This is a genomic window from Mesorhizobium sp. M7D.F.Ca.US.004.01.2.1, assembly GCF_003997785.1.
GTDB classification, from domain to species: Bacteria; Pseudomonadota; Alphaproteobacteria; order Rhizobiales; family Rhizobiaceae; genus Mesorhizobium; species Mesorhizobium loti.
This window is the reverse complement of the sequence record NZ_RZRQ01000121.1, coordinates 1-16717: the sequence shown is the minus strand read 5'-3', so window position 1 is coordinate 16717 and position 16717 is coordinate 1. Positions and strand designations below refer to the sequence as shown.

The 16717-nt window shown below is 63.5% G+C and carries 14 protein-coding genes and 1 pseudogene; 9 read left to right on the top strand and 6 right to left on the bottom strand.

Annotated elements, in window-relative coordinates; translation table 11 throughout:
* Window positions 1-67 precede the first annotated feature (67 nt).
* Window positions 68-1468, bottom strand: coding sequence for an argininosuccinate lyase (gene argH / locus EN993_RS17890; protein WP_109671643.1), 1401 nt, complete (start codon window positions 1466-1468; stop codon window positions 68-70).
* A 35-nt stretch (window positions 1469-1503) separates the two neighbouring features.
* On the opposite strand from argH, the pseudogene EN993_RS17885 reads away from it, so the two are divergent.
* Window positions 1504-2191: pseudogene (locus EN993_RS17885) on the top strand (TlpA disulfide reductase family protein).
* 143 nt (window positions 2192-2334) lie between these two features.
* Here the strand turns inward: EN993_RS17885 and EN993_RS17880 are convergent.
* The gene (locus EN993_RS17880) at window positions 2335-3375 is read right to left on the bottom strand and encodes an endonuclease/exonuclease/phosphatase family protein (protein WP_127264446.1); all 1041 of its coding nucleotides are present in this window, start codon (window positions 3373-3375) and stop codon (window positions 2335-2337) included.
* Between the two features lie 245 nt (window positions 3376-3620).
* Between EN993_RS17880 and EN993_RS17875 the strand changes: the two genes are divergently transcribed.
* The 5 genes from EN993_RS17875 (at window position 3621) to EN993_RS17855 (ending at window position 8950) form a co-directional block, all read left to right on the top strand.
* Window positions 3621-4973 carry an extracellular solute-binding protein gene (locus EN993_RS17875; RefSeq protein WP_127264445.1) on the top strand — a complete coding sequence of 451 codons (1353 nt, stop codon included), beginning with the start codon at window positions 3621-3623 and terminating at the stop codon, window positions 4971-4973.
* Between the two features lie 175 nt (window positions 4974-5148).
* On the top strand, window positions 5149-6033 hold the full coding sequence (locus tag EN993_RS17870) for an ABC transporter permease subunit (protein ID WP_109671666.1): 885 nt from the start codon (window positions 5149-5151) through the stop codon (window positions 6031-6033).
* 7 nt (window positions 6034-6040) lie between these two features.
* Entirely contained in the window at window positions 6041-6955 is a 915-nt protein-coding gene (locus EN993_RS17865; protein WP_109671646.1) for an ABC transporter permease subunit, read from the top strand.
* Between the two features lie 19 nt (window positions 6956-6974).
* Complete coding sequence (locus EN993_RS17860; RefSeq protein ID WP_109671647.1) at window positions 6975-8075, top strand: sn-glycerol-3-phosphate import ATP-binding protein UgpC; 1101 nt, start codon at window positions 6975-6977, stop codon at window positions 8073-8075.
* A gap of 65 nt (window positions 8076-8140) precedes the next feature.
* Window positions 8141-8950 carry a phosphodiesterase gene (locus EN993_RS17855; protein WP_127264444.1) on the top strand — a complete coding sequence of 270 codons (810 nt, stop codon included), beginning with the start codon at window positions 8141-8143 and terminating at the stop codon, window positions 8948-8950.
* 47 nt (window positions 8951-8997) lie between these two features.
* Here the strand turns inward: EN993_RS17855 and EN993_RS17850 are convergent, their stop codons facing one another.
* From EN993_RS17850 to EN993_RS17840, 3 genes are all read right to left on the bottom strand, one after another.
* A complete protein-coding gene (locus EN993_RS17850) occupies window positions 8998-10080 on the bottom strand; it encodes an ABC transporter ATP-binding protein (RefSeq protein WP_127264443.1) in 1083 nt (360 codons plus the stop codon).
* On the bottom strand, window positions 10077-11657 hold the full coding sequence (locus EN993_RS17845; protein ID WP_164757699.1) for an iron ABC transporter permease: 1581 nt from the start codon (window positions 11655-11657) through the stop codon (window positions 10077-10079). The genes EN993_RS17850 and EN993_RS17845 overlap by 4 nt, the downstream gene beginning before the upstream one ends.
* Window positions 11658-11831: 174 nt before the next feature.
* Entirely contained in the window at window positions 11832-12839 is a 1008-nt protein-coding gene (locus tag EN993_RS17840) for an iron ABC transporter substrate-binding protein (protein WP_127264439.1), read from the bottom strand.
* A 207-nt stretch (window positions 12840-13046) separates the two neighbouring features.
* Here EN993_RS17840 and EN993_RS17835 point away from each other — a divergent pair, with 207 nt between their 5' ends.
* From EN993_RS17835 to EN993_RS17825, 3 genes are all read left to right on the top strand, one after another.
* Complete coding sequence (locus EN993_RS17835) at window positions 13047-13598, top strand: sigma-70 family RNA polymerase sigma factor (RefSeq protein ID WP_109671652.1); 552 nt, start codon at window positions 13047-13049, stop codon at window positions 13596-13598.
* Window position 13599: 1 nt separating this feature from the next.
* The gene (locus tag EN993_RS17830; RefSeq protein ID WP_109671653.1) at window positions 13600-14238 is read left to right on the top strand and encodes an NrsF family protein; all 639 of its coding nucleotides are present in this window, start codon (window positions 13600-13602) and stop codon (window positions 14236-14238) included.
* Between the two features lie 212 nt (window positions 14239-14450).
* Entirely contained in the window at window positions 14451-16385 is a 1935-nt protein-coding gene (locus tag EN993_RS17825; protein WP_245468884.1) for a PAS domain S-box protein, read from the top strand.
* Window positions 16386-16441: 56 nt separating this feature from the next.
* Here EN993_RS17825 and EN993_RS17820 read toward each other — a convergent pair.
* Window positions 16442-16717 (bottom strand): 3-hydroxyacyl-CoA dehydrogenase family protein (locus EN993_RS17820; RefSeq protein WP_245468882.1); only part of this gene is annotated, 276 nt, incomplete at its 5' end.

Sequence of the window (16717 nt, the reverse complement as noted above, 5' to 3'; positions counted from 1 at the left end):
GCGTATTGCACCCCGGATATTGCTGGTCGCAATATCCCCCGGATATTGCTGGTCGCAATATCTGGCATCACGCTTTCGCCAGTCGCTTTTTCCAGGCTCGGATCTGCTTCCTCACTTCCGACGGCGCGGTGCCGCCGAAACTGGTGCGGCTCTTGACCGAGTTCTGCACCGCCAGCACCGAAAATATGTCCGCCGTGATGCCGGGATTGATCGACTGCAAATCCTCCAGCGAAAGCTTCTCCAGCCCCACCTTCTTGTCTTCGGCCAGTGCCACCGCCCGGCCGGTGACATGATGCGCCTCGCGGAACGGCAGGCCGAGCGTGCGCACCAGCCAGTCGGCGAGGTCGGTCGCTGTCGCGTGGCCGGAGCCGGCGGCCTTCTTCATCGCGGCTGCGTTGATCGTCATGTCCGAGACCATGCCGGTCATCGCGGCCAGCATCAGGTCGAGCGTCTCGGCGGCATCGAACGCCGATTCCTTGTCTTCCTGCATGTCCTTGCCATAGGTCAAAGGCATGCCCTTCATCACCGTCAGCAGGCCGACCAGATGGCCGGTGACGCGGCCGGTCTTGCCGCGCACCAGTTCGGCGGCGTCAGGGTTCTTCTTTTGCGGCATGATCGAGGAGCCGGTGGAAAACGAGTCCGACAGCCTGACGAAACCGAACTGCGGCGTCGACCAGATGATGATCTCCTCGGCCAGCCGCGACAAATGCGTGGCGCAGATCGCGGCAAGAGCGAGGAATTCGAGAGCGAAATCGCGGTCCGAAACGCTGTCGAGCGAATTGCGCATCGGCTCGCGGAAGCCGAGCGCCTTGGCGGTCTGGTGACGGTCGATCGGGAAACTGGTGCCGGCGAGCGCTGCGGCACCGAGCGGGCTTTCGTCCATCCGTTCGATCGCATCGCGCACACGCGACAGGTCACGCGAAAACATTTCGACATAGGCCATGCAGTGATGGCCGAAGGTCACCGGTTGTGCCGCCTGCATATGGGTAAAGCCCGGCATCACCGTTGCCGCATGCTCCTCGGCCCGCTCCAGCAGCGCCTTGATCAACCCTTTCAGCGCCTCGGCGACGCGAAAGCACTCGTCCTTGACCCACAGCCTCAAATCGACCGCCACCTGGTCGTTGCGCGAGCGGGCGGTGTGCAGCCGGCCGGCGGCCGGGCCGATCAGATCGGCAAGGCGTGCCTCGATGTTCATGTGGATGTCTTCGAGCCGAGTCGAGAACTCGAAGGTGCCGGCCTCGATCTCTTTCAGGATCGTGTTCAGCCCGTGAGCGATTTTTTCTTGATCGGCTGCCGAAATAATGCCCGTTTGCGCCAGCATCTCGCTATGGGCGATCGAGCCTTTGATGTCCTGGGCATAGAGTTTACGGTCGAACGAGATCGACGCGTTGATGGCTTCCATGATCGCGGCCGGACCCGAGGCAAAACGTCCGCCCCACATCTGGTTGCTGGTCTTCTTGTCGCTCATGGCTATAACCCGTGCTTCGGAGCAGTTTTGAGAAAATGGCAGACGGTAATAGATTCTTCCCGGCCCCGCGCCTGATCTTCGCCGCCTTGGTGGCAGGCGCGCTGGCCGGCGCGGTCGCGGTATGTCAGCGAGAGCCGGTCTGGCAACAATGCACCGGCACAAGCGGCCGTCGGCGAGAGCAAGGACGACGTTGCCTGCGCGGCCAAGAGCGACCGCGCCAAGAAGGTCGCGGCCTCCGCCACCGGGGAGGTCGCCGCGCTTTTGCCGGCCGATCCGCCGCAATCCCTAAAGAGCCTCGCCTTCAATGGCCCGGACGGCAAGCCGATGACGCTTGCCGATCATGCCGGCAAGACGGTGCTGCTCAACCTGTGGGCGACATGGTGCGCGCCGTGCCGAGCCGAAATGCCGGCGCTCGATGCACTGCAGAAGGAAAAGGGCAGCGATGCCTTTCAGGTGGTCGCCGTCAATGTCGATGCCGGTGACGATACGAAGCCGAAGAAGTTCCTCAGCGATACCGGCGTCAAGACGCTCGGCTATTTCAGGGATTCGACGATGGGGCTGTTCAACGACCTCAAGACGCGCGGCTTGGCGCTCGGCCTTCCCGTCACCATGCTGATCGACGGCGAAGGCTGCCTGATCGCCCATATGAATGGCCCGGCCGAATGGTCGGGGCCGGATGCCAGACGACTGGTCGAGACCGCACTCAAGCCCGAAAGCCTCTAAAAGGGCGTCGTTGTCCCAAAGCCGCTATACCCTTTGGGCGATCAGGCCCTGTTCAGACCGAGCGCGGGCGCGGGCGCGAAGGCGTGTTTTTCCGGAGCAGGGGTGGTTGATTTCTTCTGGTGGAAGCCGGCCGCCCGCGCTCGTCAGGCGATGCGGACCGTCACGACAAGTGCCTCGTGATCGGAGCTCGGCCTGCCGTCCGCCAGCACAGCCGGAAGAACGGCAGGAGCCGTTGCGACAAGGCCGCGCGTGAAGAACCAGTCGATGTGGCCGATCGGGGTGGGATCGCCGGCCTCGCGTCGCTGCGTGGGCAGGTCGAGCTTGTTGGCGGGCTTCCAGTCGTAACCGCGCCCGGCGAGGACCGCGAACAGTGGTTCATGGCGTTCGACATCGATCAGCCGGTCCGGCTCTGCCGCGATGCGCGCCGCCCAGGCGTCGGGATCGTCATTGCGCTCCTCATGGGTTGACGTCAGCGTGTTGAAGTCGCCGCCAAGCAAGACCGGCGCCTGCGAATCGTATTTGTCGATGGCATCGAGGAGATGGCTGGTCTGGATGGCACGGCCGGCGGGATCTGTGCGGTTTTCCAGATGCACCGAGACCACCGTCACCCTGCGGTCACCGATCCGCACCTGGCCACCGATGGCCATGCGTCCGCCGATGCGCGGCTGGCCGCGTTCCGGCCGGAACCAGCCGCCAGCCGCCTCGAGGCGGACCAGGAAAGGGCGAAGTAGTGGGATGGCGCTGGTCACGGCATTGCCATGGAAGCCTTCTGTATTCTGGGCCGTGCCGGTTGCGGCCTGCTCAGCCTCGTTGCCGCCGCCGAGCTCGACGAATTCGACACCATAGGCGAAGGCATGGCCGAGTCGGTCGGCAAGAACACGCAAAGGATGGCCGTTGCCTGAGCGCACCATGCCTTCGTCAACCTCGGACAGCAGCACGACATCGGGAGCCTGGCCGGCAAGCGTGGCCGCGATAGCATCGCCATGGCGCAGCCGTTCGACGTTCCAGGCCACGACGGTGAGCGTTTCGCCGGCGCTTTCGCGTGAAGTCTTGCCGCCGATTTCGATCTGGCCAAGTGCCGGTGTGGCGGCAGCCAGGCGCAGATGGGTGGCGCTGTCGCGTGGCCCGTCGCGCATGGCCTGGCGCTCAGCGAGTGGAACATGCGTCAGCTGTGGCACCAGCATTTCATTCATCCCTTAGCCGGGTAATCATGACAGCTCTTCAGGGTCTTTACGTCCTCGGCAGCCGCCCTAGCTACCTAGAGCGCCGGCATGACATTTTCATGCCGGCGCAACCGCCGGAGAGGAGAAGAGACGGGCTGTCCACAGGCCTGAGAGGCCACAGCAGAACTGTCACATACCTTCTCTAAGAGAGCGTGCAAGGACTTGCGCAAGACCCTTGTCAACAGCCACTCAAGAGGGAAGAAATCATGACCATCATCAAGCGGGGCTTCGCCGCCCTTGCCGCTGGCGCGCTCAGCGCAGCGCTTGCCATGCCTGCCGTCGCAGAGCCGGTAAAATTCGATTTCTGGTTCGGCCTTTCGGGCGATCTCGCCCGCGTCGTCGACACGCTGTGCAAGAACTTCAACGCCTCGCAGACCGACTATGAAGTCGTCTGCACCAGCCAGGGCAATTACGACGCCACGCTGCAGAACACGATCGCCGCCTTCCGCGCCGGCAAGCAGCCGGCCGTCGTCCAGGTCTATGACGTAGGCACCGCCACCATGATGCTGTCGGGCGCCTACAAGCCGGCCGACAAGCTGATGGAAGAAAACGGCTACAAGATTGACTACGCCGACTATTTCCCCGGCATCGCGCGCTACTATGCGACCTCGAAGGGCGAGATGCTGTCCTTCCCGTTCAATTCGTCGACCCCACTGATGTACTGGAACAAGGACGCCTTCGCCAAGATCGGCAAGACCGAGGCGCCGAAGACCTGGGAAGATGTCGCAGCCGACCTCCAGGCATTGAAGGACGCCGGCTACGAGTGCCCGATGGCGATCAACATCTCCGCCAATGAAAGCTGGCAGCTGATGGAGCAGTTCTCGGCGCTCCACAACCAACCAGTCGCCACCAAGAACAACGGCTATGACGGCCTCGACGCGCGTCTGGAAGTCAACAAGACCAAGTTCGTCCAGTACGTCACCGATCTCAAGAAGTGGTATGATGCCGGCCTGATCAAGATCAAGTCCAAGGACCTCGGCCAGGATATGGTCCAGGCCTTCGCTTCCGGCACCTGCCAGGTCATCCTGACTTCGGTCGGCGATCACGGCACCGTCGGCAAGACCCAGAAGGAAGGCATGAACTGGGATGTCGCCGAACTGCCGGTCTATGCCGGTACCGAGCGCAAGAATTCGCTCGTCGGCGGCGCTTCGCTATGGGTTCTCTCGGGCAAGTCGGATGCGGAATACAAAGGCGCAGCCGCGTTCCTCAACTTCATCCACGACCCCAAGACCGCATTGTTCTGGTCGACCAACACCGGCTACATCCCGGTGACCAAGTCGGGCTTCGACTACATGAAGTCCACCGGCTTCTACGACAAGGCGCCCTACAAGGGCCGTGAAGTCGCGATCGCCAGCCTGACCGCGTCCGAGCCGACCGAAATCACCCGCGGTGTGCGGCTGGGCAATTTCACCCAGATCCGCGCCGAGTTCGGCACGCAGATGCAGGCGATCTTCGCCAACAAGGTCAGCGTCCAGGAGGGCCTCGATACGCTGGTCAAGAATGGCGACGCCATCCTCGACCGCTTCCAGCAGACCTATCCGGGCAAGACCCTGCCCTGATCTCGGAATCTACGCGGCCGCCCGCCGGTCTTCTCCGAGCATGATCCGTGGACAAACGGAAACCGTTTGTCCGTAAAAACGGGTTTCCACTTTTCGGGATCATGCTTGGGTCGACGGGCGGCCATTTCGTTATTAATCTTGCTCTAAGTGGCCGTTGAGCGGCATCGGCGGACCGATGGAAAAACGCGTTACCTTTGGCAGCTGGACGATCGGCATCCTTTTCGCGGTGCCTCAGCTCCTCTTGATCTTCACGTTCTTCTACTGGCCCGCCGGTCAGGCCGTGTACTGGTCGCTGACGCTGCAGCAGCCCTGGGGCGGCGGCAATGTCTGGGTCGGGCTCGACAATTTCCGCTCGATCCTGTCCAACGCCGACTACTGGAATTCGATCACCGCCAGCCTGGTCTTTGCCGCGATCAGCACCGGGCTTGCGATGTTCGTCGCGCTGGTGCTCGCGGCGCTGACCGACCGCCAGCTTGCCGGCTCGCGCTTCTATCGCGTGGTGCTGATCTGGCCTTACGGCATCGCGGCCCCTGCGCTGGCGCTGGCGTTCCGCTTCATTCTGGCGCCGGAGGCGGGGTTCCTTTCCGTCATCAACCGGATGTGGCCAGGGATCTGGGATCCGGGTCTCGATGGCGCGGATGCCATGGCGTCGATCATCGTCGCCTTCTCGTGGAAATATGTCGGCTACAACTTCATTTTCTTCCTGGCCGCGTTCCAGGCCATCCCGCGTTCGCTGATCGAGGCAGCGGCGATGGACGGGTCCGGGGTCGTCAGACGTTTCTGGGACATCCAGTTCCCGCTGATCACGCCGACGATCTTCTTCCTGCTGGTCATCAACATCACCGAGAGCTTCCAGGATTCGTTCGGCATCGTCGACATCATGACCTCGGGTGGGCCGGCGAACGCCACCAATTTGATGGTCTACAAGATCTATTCCGACGGCTTCAAAGGCCTCGATTTTTCCGGCGCCGCCGCGCAGAGCATCATCCTGATGGTGCTCATCATCGTGCTTACCATCTTCCAGTTCCGCTTTATCGAGCGGCGCGTGCACTATCAGTGAGACGGTCATGGTAGAGCGCACCCCCATCCTGAACTTCGTCACGCACCTTGTGCTGTTCATCGGGTTTTTGTTGGCGATCGCGCCTTTCGTGATCGTGGTGATTGCCTCGTCGCACAATCTGAAGGACGTCAACGACGTGCCGATGTCCCTGCTGCCGGGTAGCGATTTCTGGCTCAACATCAAGACGGCGTGGACGACGGCCGATCTCGGCCCCAAGCTGCTCAACAGTTTCATCGTTGCCACGGGGGTCGCGGCGGGCAAGGTGATAATTTCGGCGCTTACGGCCTTTTCGATCGTCTATTTCCGCTATCCCGGCCGCACCTTCATCTTCTGGCTGATCTTCGTCACCCTGATGCTGCCGCTGGAAGTGCGCATCGTCCCGACCTACGCGGTCGTTGCCAATGTGCTTACGCCCTATCAGGCGATTCTCGACGTGACCGGCATAAGCTGGCTCATAGAAAAGGTTTCGGGCGTTCAGGTCTCGCTGAACCTAGGGCTGCTCAATTCTTATCCCGGGCTTATCCTGCCGCTGGTCGCGACGGCCACCGGCACCTTCCTTTATCGGCAGTTCTTCCTGACGATACCGGACGAATTGACCGAGGCGGCGCGCATGGACGGTGCCGGCGCGCTGCGCTTCTTCATCGATGTTCTGCTGCCGCTGTCGCGCACCAACATGGCGGCGCTTGGAACCATCATGTTTCTGTATGCATGGAACCAGTATTTGTGGCCGCTGCTCATCACCACGGATCAATCCCATGCGATGGCGGTCACCGAACTCAAGCAACTCATTCCCAACGTCGGCGGCATTCCCGAATGGAACATCGCCATGGCCGGCACACTCATCGTCATGCTGCCGCCGCTGATCGTCGTCGTGGCCATGCAGCGCTGGATCGTGCGCGGCCTGATCGCCACCGAGAAGTGACTTCAGAAGGATAGAGCCGATGGCCTCCATCACCATTCGCGACGTCAAGAAGAGCTACGCCAAGTTGCAGATTGTGCACGGCGTCGACCTCGACATCGCCTCGGGCGAATTTGTCGTCATTCTCGGGCCTTCCGGCTGCGGCAAGTCCACGCTGCTCAGGATGATCGCTGGGCTGGAAGAGATTTCCGGTGGCGAGATCGCCATCGACGGCACCGTGGTCAACAAATTGGAGCCGCGCGAGCGCGGCTGCGCCATGGTGTTCCAGAACTACGCGCTCTATCCGCATATGAGCGTGGCGCAGAACATCGGCTATTCGCTCAAGGTGGCCGGCGTCCCCGCCGCCGAGCGCCAGCTGCGCGTCCAGGCGGTTGCCCGCACGTTGGAGCTCGAGCATCTGCTCGACCGCAAGCCGATGGCGCTGTCCGGTGGCCAAAGGCAGCGCGTCGCCATGGGCCGGGCGATGATCCGCGAGCCCAAGGTGTTCCTGTTCGACGAACCGCTGTCCAACCTCGATGCCAAGCTGCGCGTTCAGATGCGTTCGGAGATCCGCAAGCTGCATCGCCGGCTGAATGCCACCTCGGTCTTCGTCACGCATGACCAGGTCGAGGCGATGACGCTAGCCGACCGGCTGGTGGTCATGAATGGCGGCCGCGTCGAGCAGGTCGGCACGCCGGCCCAGATCTATAGCCGTCCGGCCAGCCGCTTCGTCGCCACTTTCGTCGGTGCGCCGGCCATGAACATCCTCGAAGGCACAGTTGATCTCGACGGGCTGTCGCTGCTTGGCGGCAGCCGGCGCCTAGCCATGGCACGCGCGGGGCTGCCGGTCGGCACGAAGGTAGCGATGGGTATCCGGCCTGAAGCCGTCCGCCTGGTGGCGCCGGGCACGGCAGGCGCGCTCGATGCCACAGTCGATCTCGTCGAGGAGCTGGGCGCGGGACGCGTCATCTATGTCGATCTCGACGGTGCGTCGTTCTCCGTGATGACCTCGGAGGCCGTCCACCCCGAACCGGGCAGCGCGGTCGGCCTGAAGATTTCGCCGGAGGATATGCATTTCTTCTCGTCGGATACGGGAACACGTCTCGAGGTCTTCAAGGCCTCGGTGCCGGAACCGGCACTCTAATTTCTGAAGCCGCCAGTCATCGCCGATGACGGGCAGGCACCACCGACAAGTCCAAGAAGCGCGCAATGAAAATTATCCAGGTCACCGATGTCCATCTTGGCCGGCAAGGCGAGCGCCGCTATGGCGCAGACCTGCATCAGCGGCTGGCTTCATGCATCGCGCACATCAATGCGCATCACGCCGATGCCACGCTTTGTGTCTTCACCGGCGATCTGACCGAGACCGGCGCGCCCGAGAGCTATGCCGATCTCAGGACAGCCCTGAGCACGCTGTCGGTGCCCTGGCGGCTGCTGCCGGGAAACCACGATCGGCGGGCCAATCTTGTCGCGGCGTTTCCCGAGATTCCGCTCGATGAGAACGACTTCGTGCAGTCGGCCCATCAAACGGCCGACGAGGTGCTGCTGTTTCTCGACTGCCTGGCGGAAGGTCGCGTCGAAGGCGAATTGTGCGACAGGCGACTAGCCTGGCTCGAAGCCCGGCTCGAAGAAGCGGCCGGCCGGCCGGCCTATGTCTTCATGCATCATCCGCCGGTCGCGCTCGGCCTGCCGCAGCTCGATCCGCTTGCCCTTGAGCAGCCCGAACGGTTGCTCGGCCTGCTGCGGCGCCATGGCAATGTCCGCCACATCTTCTTCGGTCACGTCCATCGCGACATTGCCGGCACGGTCGCCGGCATTGCGTTCTCGGCGCAGCGCGGCCTGCATGCCAGGTTCGAGCTTGCGCTTGACAGATCGAGCGAGATTGTCGAGCAGGCGCCGCCTTCCTACGCGGTCGTCCTCATCGACAGCGCCAACGAGCACGTGGTCGTGCACGGTTGCGATTTTCTCGAACAATGGCCGATCTATTCCGGCGAAACCGGCGAGCGCCTCACGGCGTGAGCCGGCCACCCCGCGTTGAGGCGCGGTGCGGCGGCGCCTTCGATCAATCAGGCGAAGACATGCGCTTTTCCCGATACGGTCAGCCGGACGATCTCGCCGACCGCCGGCGCGTCCATGCCCGGTTTGCGCAGGACCAGCGGCGTGTTGCCGATCGCGGCCGCATCGGGCGGATCGGCATTGTTCAAGAGCCGCACCGCGATCGTGCACATCGAGCCGGCGAATTCCGATTCCGTCACTTCGCCGAACAGCATGTCCGAGGTGCCCGACATGCCCTCGCGCGACGTTCTTTTCAGCGCGATCTGCTCCGGCCGCAGCATGATGCGGGCGATATCGCGGCTGTCATTGGTATCGACCGCGATGCGGCCAAGCGGCGAGTTGGCGAAGCCGCCTGATATCTTTGCCGGCAGGATGATGGCGTCGCCGAGGAACTCGGCGATCATCCTGTCCTTCGGCTTGAGATAGAGGTCGCGCGGCGTCCCTACCTGCGAGAACCTGCCGTCGCGCATCACCGCGACCTGGCTGGCGAAGGACAGCGCTTCGGCCTGGTCGTGCGTGACCAGGATGGTGGTGATGCCGGCGGCTTCCAGAAGCTCGGCCACCGCCTTGCGCATCGAGGCGCGCAGGCCGGTATCCAAGGCCGAGAACGGCTCGTCGAGAAGCATCAGCCTGGGCTTCATCGCCATGGCGCGGGCGAGCGCCACACGCTGCTGCTGGCCGCCGGAGAGTTCGTGCGGGCGGCGTTTGAGGATCGCCTTGTCGAGGCCGACGATATAGGCGAGCTCGACGATGCGTTCGGTGCGCTTGTCCTCGCCGCGACCCATGCCGAAACCGATATTGTCACCAATGGTCAGATGCGGGAACAGCGCACCATCCTGCGCCACCACGCCGATGCCGCGGCGATGCGCCGGTACCGCAGCGCCGCCATTGGCCAGCACCTCGCCGTCGAGCATGATGCGGCCCTGGTCCGGGGCCTCGAAGCCGGCGATCAGCCGCAGCAAGGTCGTCTTGCCGCAGCCGGACGGGCCGACAATCGCCGTGCGGCTCCCGCTGGCGACGTTCAGGTCGACGCCGGCAAGGGCGGCCACCGGGCCGTAATGCTTGGTGAGGCCGCTGATTTCGAGAAAACTCATCGTCCGGCCATCCGTTTCGACTGGACATAGAGCAGCCAGGTCAAGGGAAGCGACATCGCCACCATGATGAAGGCGTAAGGTGCCGCGGAGGCATAATCAATCTCGCCGCTATAGGACCAGAAGGCCATCGCCAACGTGCGGGTGCCGTTCGGCGCCAGCATCTGGGTCGCGGTCAGTTCGTTCATGATGCCGAGCGCCACCAGCGCCATGCCAGCCGCGGCACCTGGCGCCGACAGGCGGATCGTCGTTGACCACAGCGCCTGCAGCGGCGGCCGGCCGAGGCTGGAAGCGGCGCGTTCGAGTTCGACCGGTGCCTGCGCGATCGACGCCCGCAGGCTGACCAGCGCGCGCGGCAGGAACATTAGCGCATAGGCAACCAGGATGGTGAACAGGGTCTGGTAGAGCGGCAGCGCGATGCGCACGGTGATGGTGACCAGCGCCAGCGCAATGACGACCCCCGGCAACGAGCCGACGATGTAATTGCAGCCCTCCAGCAGACGCTGCAATGGCCCCGGCGCGCGGACCGAGATCCAGGCCATTGGCATCGCGGCGACCGTGGCGAGCAATGCGCCGGCGAGCGCCAGGAACAGCGTCTGGCCAAGCGCCAGGCCGATCTCGTCGAAGCGCCAGACATCGGCGCCACCGGCGGCAAGCCAGCCGCCGATGGTGACGAACGGCACGCCGAGCGCCAGCAGCGTGGTGATGACAAGCAAGAGCAAGCTCGGGATGGTGGCGCGTCCGAGGCTTGTGCGCTGCTGATAGCGCGCGGCGCCGGAGCCGACACGAGCATAGCGTTCCTCGCCGCGCACCAGCACTTCGAGGCCGAGCAGCACGAAGCAGCAGCTCACCAGCGCGCCAGCCAGCATGTTGGCGGCCGGTCCGTTGAAGGTCGACTGGAACTGGTCGACGATCGCCGTGGTGAAGGTGTCGAAGCGGATGAAGACATAGAGGCCGTACTCGGCCAGCAGGTGCAGGCCGACCAGCAGCGAGCCGCCGCAGATGGCGAGCCGCAATTGCGGCAGCACGACACGCCAGAAGACGCGCCAGGGTCCAAGGCCGAGTGCGGCGGCGGCGTCCTCCAGGGCGGGATCGAGACGGCGCAACGCCGCCGACACCGGCAGATACAGGAACGGGAAATAGGCGATCACGGAAACCAGCACGCCGGCCCACAGGCCGTGCAGTCCCGGCACCATGGTGATCCAGGCATAGCTGTGCACGAAAGCCGGTATGGCGAGCGGCGCCACGCACAGCCAGGCCCAGAGCCGGGCCGCCGGCAGGTCGCTGCGCTCGGTCAGCCAGGCCAGCGCAACCGACAGCACGATGGTGATCGGCACGGAGAGCGCGACCAGCAGGACAGTATTGACCAGAAGCTCGCCGACACGCGGCCGGAAGACCAGCGCCGAGACGGTCTCCCAACCGGTCTGCACCGCGATCCAGATGATGAAGGCAAGTGGCACCAGCGCCAGCAGCGCAACGAAGATGGCGGCGACGACCAGCCAAAGCGGTGCGCGTCGGCGCGCCCTTCGGCCTGTGCCCAAAGGCAGGCCCGAGCGCGCGAGATCGACCGCAGACTGCATCAGGTCAGACGCCGTGCCGTTGCCGTCCAGCGGCAGCAATTGAAGGGCCGCGATCGCGGTAGGGAACACAGCGTGTCGTCATCGACGAATGCCATCTCGAAAAACAAAATCACTCCCGCGGAAGGCGAATTTCCGCGGGAGCGTGGTCGGTTGTCCTTTTAGGAGGAATGACAACTAAAGCAAGCCGGCTGCCGTCATCAGATCGGTGACCTTCTTGGAGTTCAGCGTCGTAGCATCGACCTTCGGTGCCTGCAGATCGGCGAGCGGCACCAGCTTCGGGTTAGACTTCGCACCCTTGCCGACCGCGTATTCGAAGGAATCGCCAGTCTTCAGCACGTCCTGGCCGCCCTTGCCGGTCACCCATTTCAGAAAGGCCTGGGCTTCCTTAGGATGCTTGCTCGAGGCCAGCACACCGCCGCCGGAGATCGAAACGAACGCGCCCGGATCCTGGTTCTTGAAATAGTGCAGCTCGACATTCTTGCTGTTTTCACCGGTCTTGGCCTGATCGCCGAAGTAGTAATAGTGGTAGATCACGCCTCCTTCGATCTCACCGGCATTGACCGCCTTCATCACCGTGCTGTTGCCCTTATAGGCGGTGAAATTGGTCTTCATCGCCTTCAGCCAGTCCGCCGTGGCGGCCTCGCCCTTGAGCTGAAGCAGCGCGCTGACGATGGCCTGGAAATCGGCGCCCGACGGGGAGGCGGCCCAACGGCCCTTCCAGCTCGGATCGGCGAGGTCAAGCATCGACTTGGGCAGCTGGTCGGCGGTCAGCTTGGTCTTGTTATAGGCAAAGACCGTGCTGCGCGCGGCGACGCCGACCCATTTGCCGCTGGCCGGCTGATAGTCCTGCGGAACCTGTGCCAGCGTGTCGGCGTCGACCGGTGCGAACAGGCCTGATGTCTCGACCAGCACCATGGCCGGTGAATTTTCGGTCAGGAAGACGTCGGCCGGCGAAGACGTACCTTCGGCGACGATCTGGTTGGAGAAGTCGCTGTCGCCGCCATTGCGCACGGTGACCTTGATGCCGGTTTCCTTGGTGAAGCCTTCGGCCCACGCCTTGGTCAGGTTTTCATGCTGGGCGTTGTAGACAATGATGCCATCATCTTCCGCCATCGCCGGGCCGCCGATCAGGCTGATTGCCAGCGCGGTGGCGCCGACGAGGGTGGAAAGAGCGTATTTCATGGCATTGTCCTCGATCTCGGGGAGTCTTCAGTCTGTCACGGCTGCACCTATCGATACATGACAAGGATAGTCAACATTGTCTTGCGGATTTTAATCAGACGCCGAGGCACAAACTTTCGTGATTTGCCGGTAATTTGGCTTGGACATTATTTCGCCGGCCACGTAACAAATCAGCGCCGAGACGCGAAAATCGGGGGAGTAACTCTTGTGAGCGGCAAGGATGAGGCCGAGCTTTCCCGGCTGATGCGGGCCGCGATCGCGGGAGACGAGAAGGCCTATGCCGACTTTCTGCACCGGATTGCCGCGCTGGTGCGCGGTTTTGTTCGGCGCAAGATCGTGCAGGGCGGGGTCGATCCCGAGGATGTCGTGCAGGAAACCTTGTTGGCCATTCATGTGAAACGGCATACCTGGCGCCAGGACGCGCCGGTGTTGCCATGGATCTATGCGATTGCCCGCTTCAAGCTGATCGACGCGTTCCGGCGGCGTGGGCGGCGCATCGAGATCGATGTCGACGATATCGCCGAGACCTTCGCCGAGCCGGAAACCGAGACCGTCAGCGAACGCGACATCAATCGGGCATTGGACGGCCTCTCGCCGGCGCAGCGCTCCGTGGTCTCGGCCGTTTCGGTGGAAGGGCGGTCCATCGGTGAGACGGCAGCAAAGTTCGGTATCAGCGAGACGGCGGTGCGTGTGTCGCTGCATCGGGGACTTGCCGCGATAGCCAAGCGATTCGGGCAGGGGCGGTTCGGGCGGGAATGACATGAGGACGGACGATCTCATCAAGGCGCTGGACGCCGATGCAAGCAGCAAGGCGATGCCGCTGCAGTCGGCGTGGTGGATGGCCGCCGGTGCGGCCGTTGTCATCGCGGCAGCCGTTTTCCTGCTGACCATCGGCCCGCGCCCTGATTTCATGGCGGCCGCGCACACGATGCGCTTCCTCTCCAAATTCGTCTTCACCATCGTGCTTGCGGTCAGCGCCTTTGCCTTGATCCGCGCCTTGTCGACGCCGGGTGCCTCGACGGGCCGGGCGATGGCCTGGATGGCCGCGGCTCCGGTGCTGGTAGCAGTGGCGGTGATTCTGGAGCTTTTCATGGTGCCGGAGGCGCTGTGGGGAACAAGGATGGTCGGCTCCAACATGATGATCTGCATGGGCTTCATCCCGTTGATCGGCCTCGGTCCGCTTGCCATCTTCCTGTGGATGCTGCGCTACGGCGCGCCGACACGGCCGGTGCTGGCCGGTGCGGTGGCGGGTCTGCTCGCCGGCGGGCTGGCGGCGACCTTCTACGCCGCGCACTGCTTCGACGATTCGCCGCTTTTCGTCGCCACCTGGTACACGATAGCGATCGCAGCACTCGCGTTGCTCGGTGCGCTCGGCGGACGATTTTTCGTGCGCTGGTAGCGTTCCGCCACGATCCCGAGCCCATGCACACCGATCCTTAATCATGCCGGCAATTGTTTGCCGGTTAGCGATGGCGCCGGTATGCCGGACGCAACCTTTCCTTAAAATCGATCCGTCAAGGTTGATGCGAGAACATGCGTTTGCGCACGGGGGTGGCACGTATCGTGATGTGGCGAGGATTGACCAGCCGAAAATCTCTTGGGCATGCAGGCTTGGCGTTGCTCGTGGCCGGCCTGGGCGTCCTAGCGGCTTCGATCCTGCTGTCGCGCCTGGACCTCGGCACCGAAGCGCTGAAACTCTGCCTGCAGATCTCGGTGGCGGTGGCGGCGGGCGCGCTGTTCCTCGCTGTCATGTCCACCCGTCGGATCAGCGAGGATCGTCAGCAGATCGCCGAGAGCGAGATGCGCTTCCGCCGCGCCATGGCGGATTCGGCGATCGGTATGGCCGTTGTCGGTCTCGACGGGCGCATTCGCGAGACCAATCCGGCCTTCGCCGCCATGCTTGGCTACAGCCGTGAAGAGATCGAGGCGCTGACCTTCTTCCAGATCACGCATCCCGACGATCTGCAGATCGGGCGGGAGACGATGGACGATCTGAAGGCGGGCACGGTCAATTCCTTCCACTTCGAGAAGCGCTATCTCAGGAAGGACGGAACGCCGGTCTGGGCCCATCTTGCGGGCTCGGTCATTCGCGACGAGAACAGCGGCCGCCCGCTCTATCTTGTCTCGCAAATCGAGAACATCGACGCACGCAAGCAGGCCGAGGCGCGCATTGCCGAAGCGGAAACGCGTTGGAATTTCGCCCTGGCCGGCGCCGGCCAAGGTGTCTGGGACCTCGACATGCGCAAGGGCGGCACGACCTATTCCTCGACCTGGGTCAAGATGCTGGGCTATGCGGATGGCGAGCTCGATGGCGACACCGACCGCTGGCTGACGATGATCCATCCCGACGATCGCGAGATTGTCGCGGAAGCGGATCGCGCCCATCTCGAGGGCAAGACGCCGTTCTTTGAAGCCGAGTTCAGGATGCGCCACAAGGATGGCCACTGGATGTGGATCCTCGACCGCGGCAAGGCCATCGAGCGTGACGAGGATGGCCGGCTGATCAGGGCCATTGGCAGCCTGACCGACATCACCCGACGCAAGGAGGCCGAAGCACGCCTCACCGTATCGGCGGCAATGCTTGCCGATGAAAAGGAGCGGCTGAGGGTGACCCTGCAGTCGATCGGTGATGCCGTCATCTGCACCGATGCCGCAAACCGCGTCACCTTCATGAACCCGGTCGCCGAAAAGCTGACCGGTGTTGCCGGCGGCGAGGCTCTCGGCAAGATGCTTGGCCATGTCTACTGGGCAGTTGACGAGGAGACGGGGCACCGGATCGGCGTGATCCGACCGGCGATCGGCGGCCTGGCGCCCGCAGATCAGAACAGCCGCGCCGTTCTCATCCGGCGCGACGACACACGCTGCAGCATCCGTCAGGTCGTGTCGCCGATCATCAACGAGCGGAACGAATTCTGCGGGCTGGTCATCGTTTTCCAGGACTTTACCGATGCGCGCGCGCTGCAGCGCCAGCTCGCCCATGCCGCCGCGCATGACGCGCTGACCGGCCTTGCCAATCGCTCGAGCTTCATTCGCGCCATGGAGGAACTGGTCGGTCAGGCCCGCAAGGACGGTACCTCGGGCAAAGGCGGCGGACACCAGTTCATGTTCATCGATCTCGACCATTTCAAACTGGTCAACGATACGGGCGGCCACGCGGCGGGAGACGCGCTGCTGAAACGGGTTGCCGCGGCGGTTCGCGGCGTGCTTGGTCCAGAGGACATCGTTGCTCGTCTGGGCGGCGATGAATTCGCGGTCATTTTGAAATCGGGTTCGGCAGCCGGTGCCAAGATCGCTGCGCGCTCCATCATCGATTCGATCGGCGGCCTGGACTTCACCTGGGACGGCCGTCCTCACGTGATCGGCGCCAGCATCGGGCTGGCCGCGATCAGCGCCAATTGCGGCGAGGTCGACGAGATCATCGCTAGGGCCGATGCAGCTTGCTATGCGGCCAAGGCGGCCGGCCGTGGCTGCGTTTGCGTGGCGCCGGAAGGGGAGATTGTGGACGGCAAGGCAGTGCCGCCCGAGCCGCTGGCTGCGGCCTCCTGATCCGGGTATCAACCTCTGATCCGAGAGGCTTCGGGTTTCCGCTGACGCGGATCTGATCAGCGCGTCGGGACGGGATGCTCGCCGCGATAATCGTAGAAGCCACGCCCGGTCTTGCGGCCGAGCCAGCCGGCCTCGACATATTTCACCAGCAGCGGACAAGGGCGGTACTTCGAGTCCGACAGGCCGTCATGCAGCACCTGCATGATCGACAGGCAGGTATCGAGCCCGATGAAGTCAGCCAACTGCAGCGGTCCCATCGGATGGTTGGCGCCGAGCCGCATAGCGGTGTCGATGGCATCGACCGAGCCGACGCCCTCATAGAGCGTGTAGAT

Bases quoted from the DNA above. Each gene is read 5' to 3' on its own strand.
- EN993_RS17840 (WP_127264439.1), bottom strand. From the start codon at position 12,839: ATGAAATACGCTCTTTCCACCCTCGTCGGCGCCACCGCGCTGGCAATC.
- EN993_RS17845 (WP_164757699.1), bottom strand. From the start codon at position 11,657: ATGCAGTCTGCGGTCGATCTCGCGCGCTCGGGCCTGCCTTTGGGCACA.
- EN993_RS17850 (WP_127264443.1), bottom strand. From the start codon at position 10,080: ATGAGTTTTCTCGAAATCAGCGGCCTCACCAAGCATTACGGCCCGGTG.
- EN993_RS17870 (WP_109671666.1), top strand. From the start codon at position 5,149: ATGGAAAAACGCGTTACCTTTGGCAGCTGGACGATCGGCATCCTTTTC.
- EN993_RS17880 (WP_127264446.1), bottom strand. From the start codon at position 3,375: ATGCTGGTGCCACAGCTGACGCATGTTCCACTCGCTGAGCGCCAGGCC.
- EN993_RS17855 (WP_127264444.1), top strand. From the start codon at position 8,141: ATGAAAATTATCCAGGTCACCGATGTCCATCTTGGCCGGCAAGGCGAG.
- EN993_RS17830 (WP_109671653.1), top strand. From the start codon at position 13,600: ATGAGGACGGACGATCTCATCAAGGCGCTGGACGCCGATGCAAGCAGC.
- argH (WP_109671643.1), bottom strand. From the start codon at position 1,468: ATGAGCGACAAGAAGACCAGCAACCAGATGTGGGGCGGACGTTTTGCC.
- EN993_RS17860 (WP_109671647.1), top strand. From the start codon at position 6,975: ATGGCCTCCATCACCATTCGCGACGTCAAGAAGAGCTACGCCAAGTTG.
- EN993_RS17865 (WP_109671646.1), top strand. From the start codon at position 6,041: ATGGTAGAGCGCACCCCCATCCTGAACTTCGTCACGCACCTTGTGCTG.
- EN993_RS17875 (WP_127264445.1), top strand. From the start codon at position 3,621: ATGACCATCATCAAGCGGGGCTTCGCCGCCCTTGCCGCTGGCGCGCTC.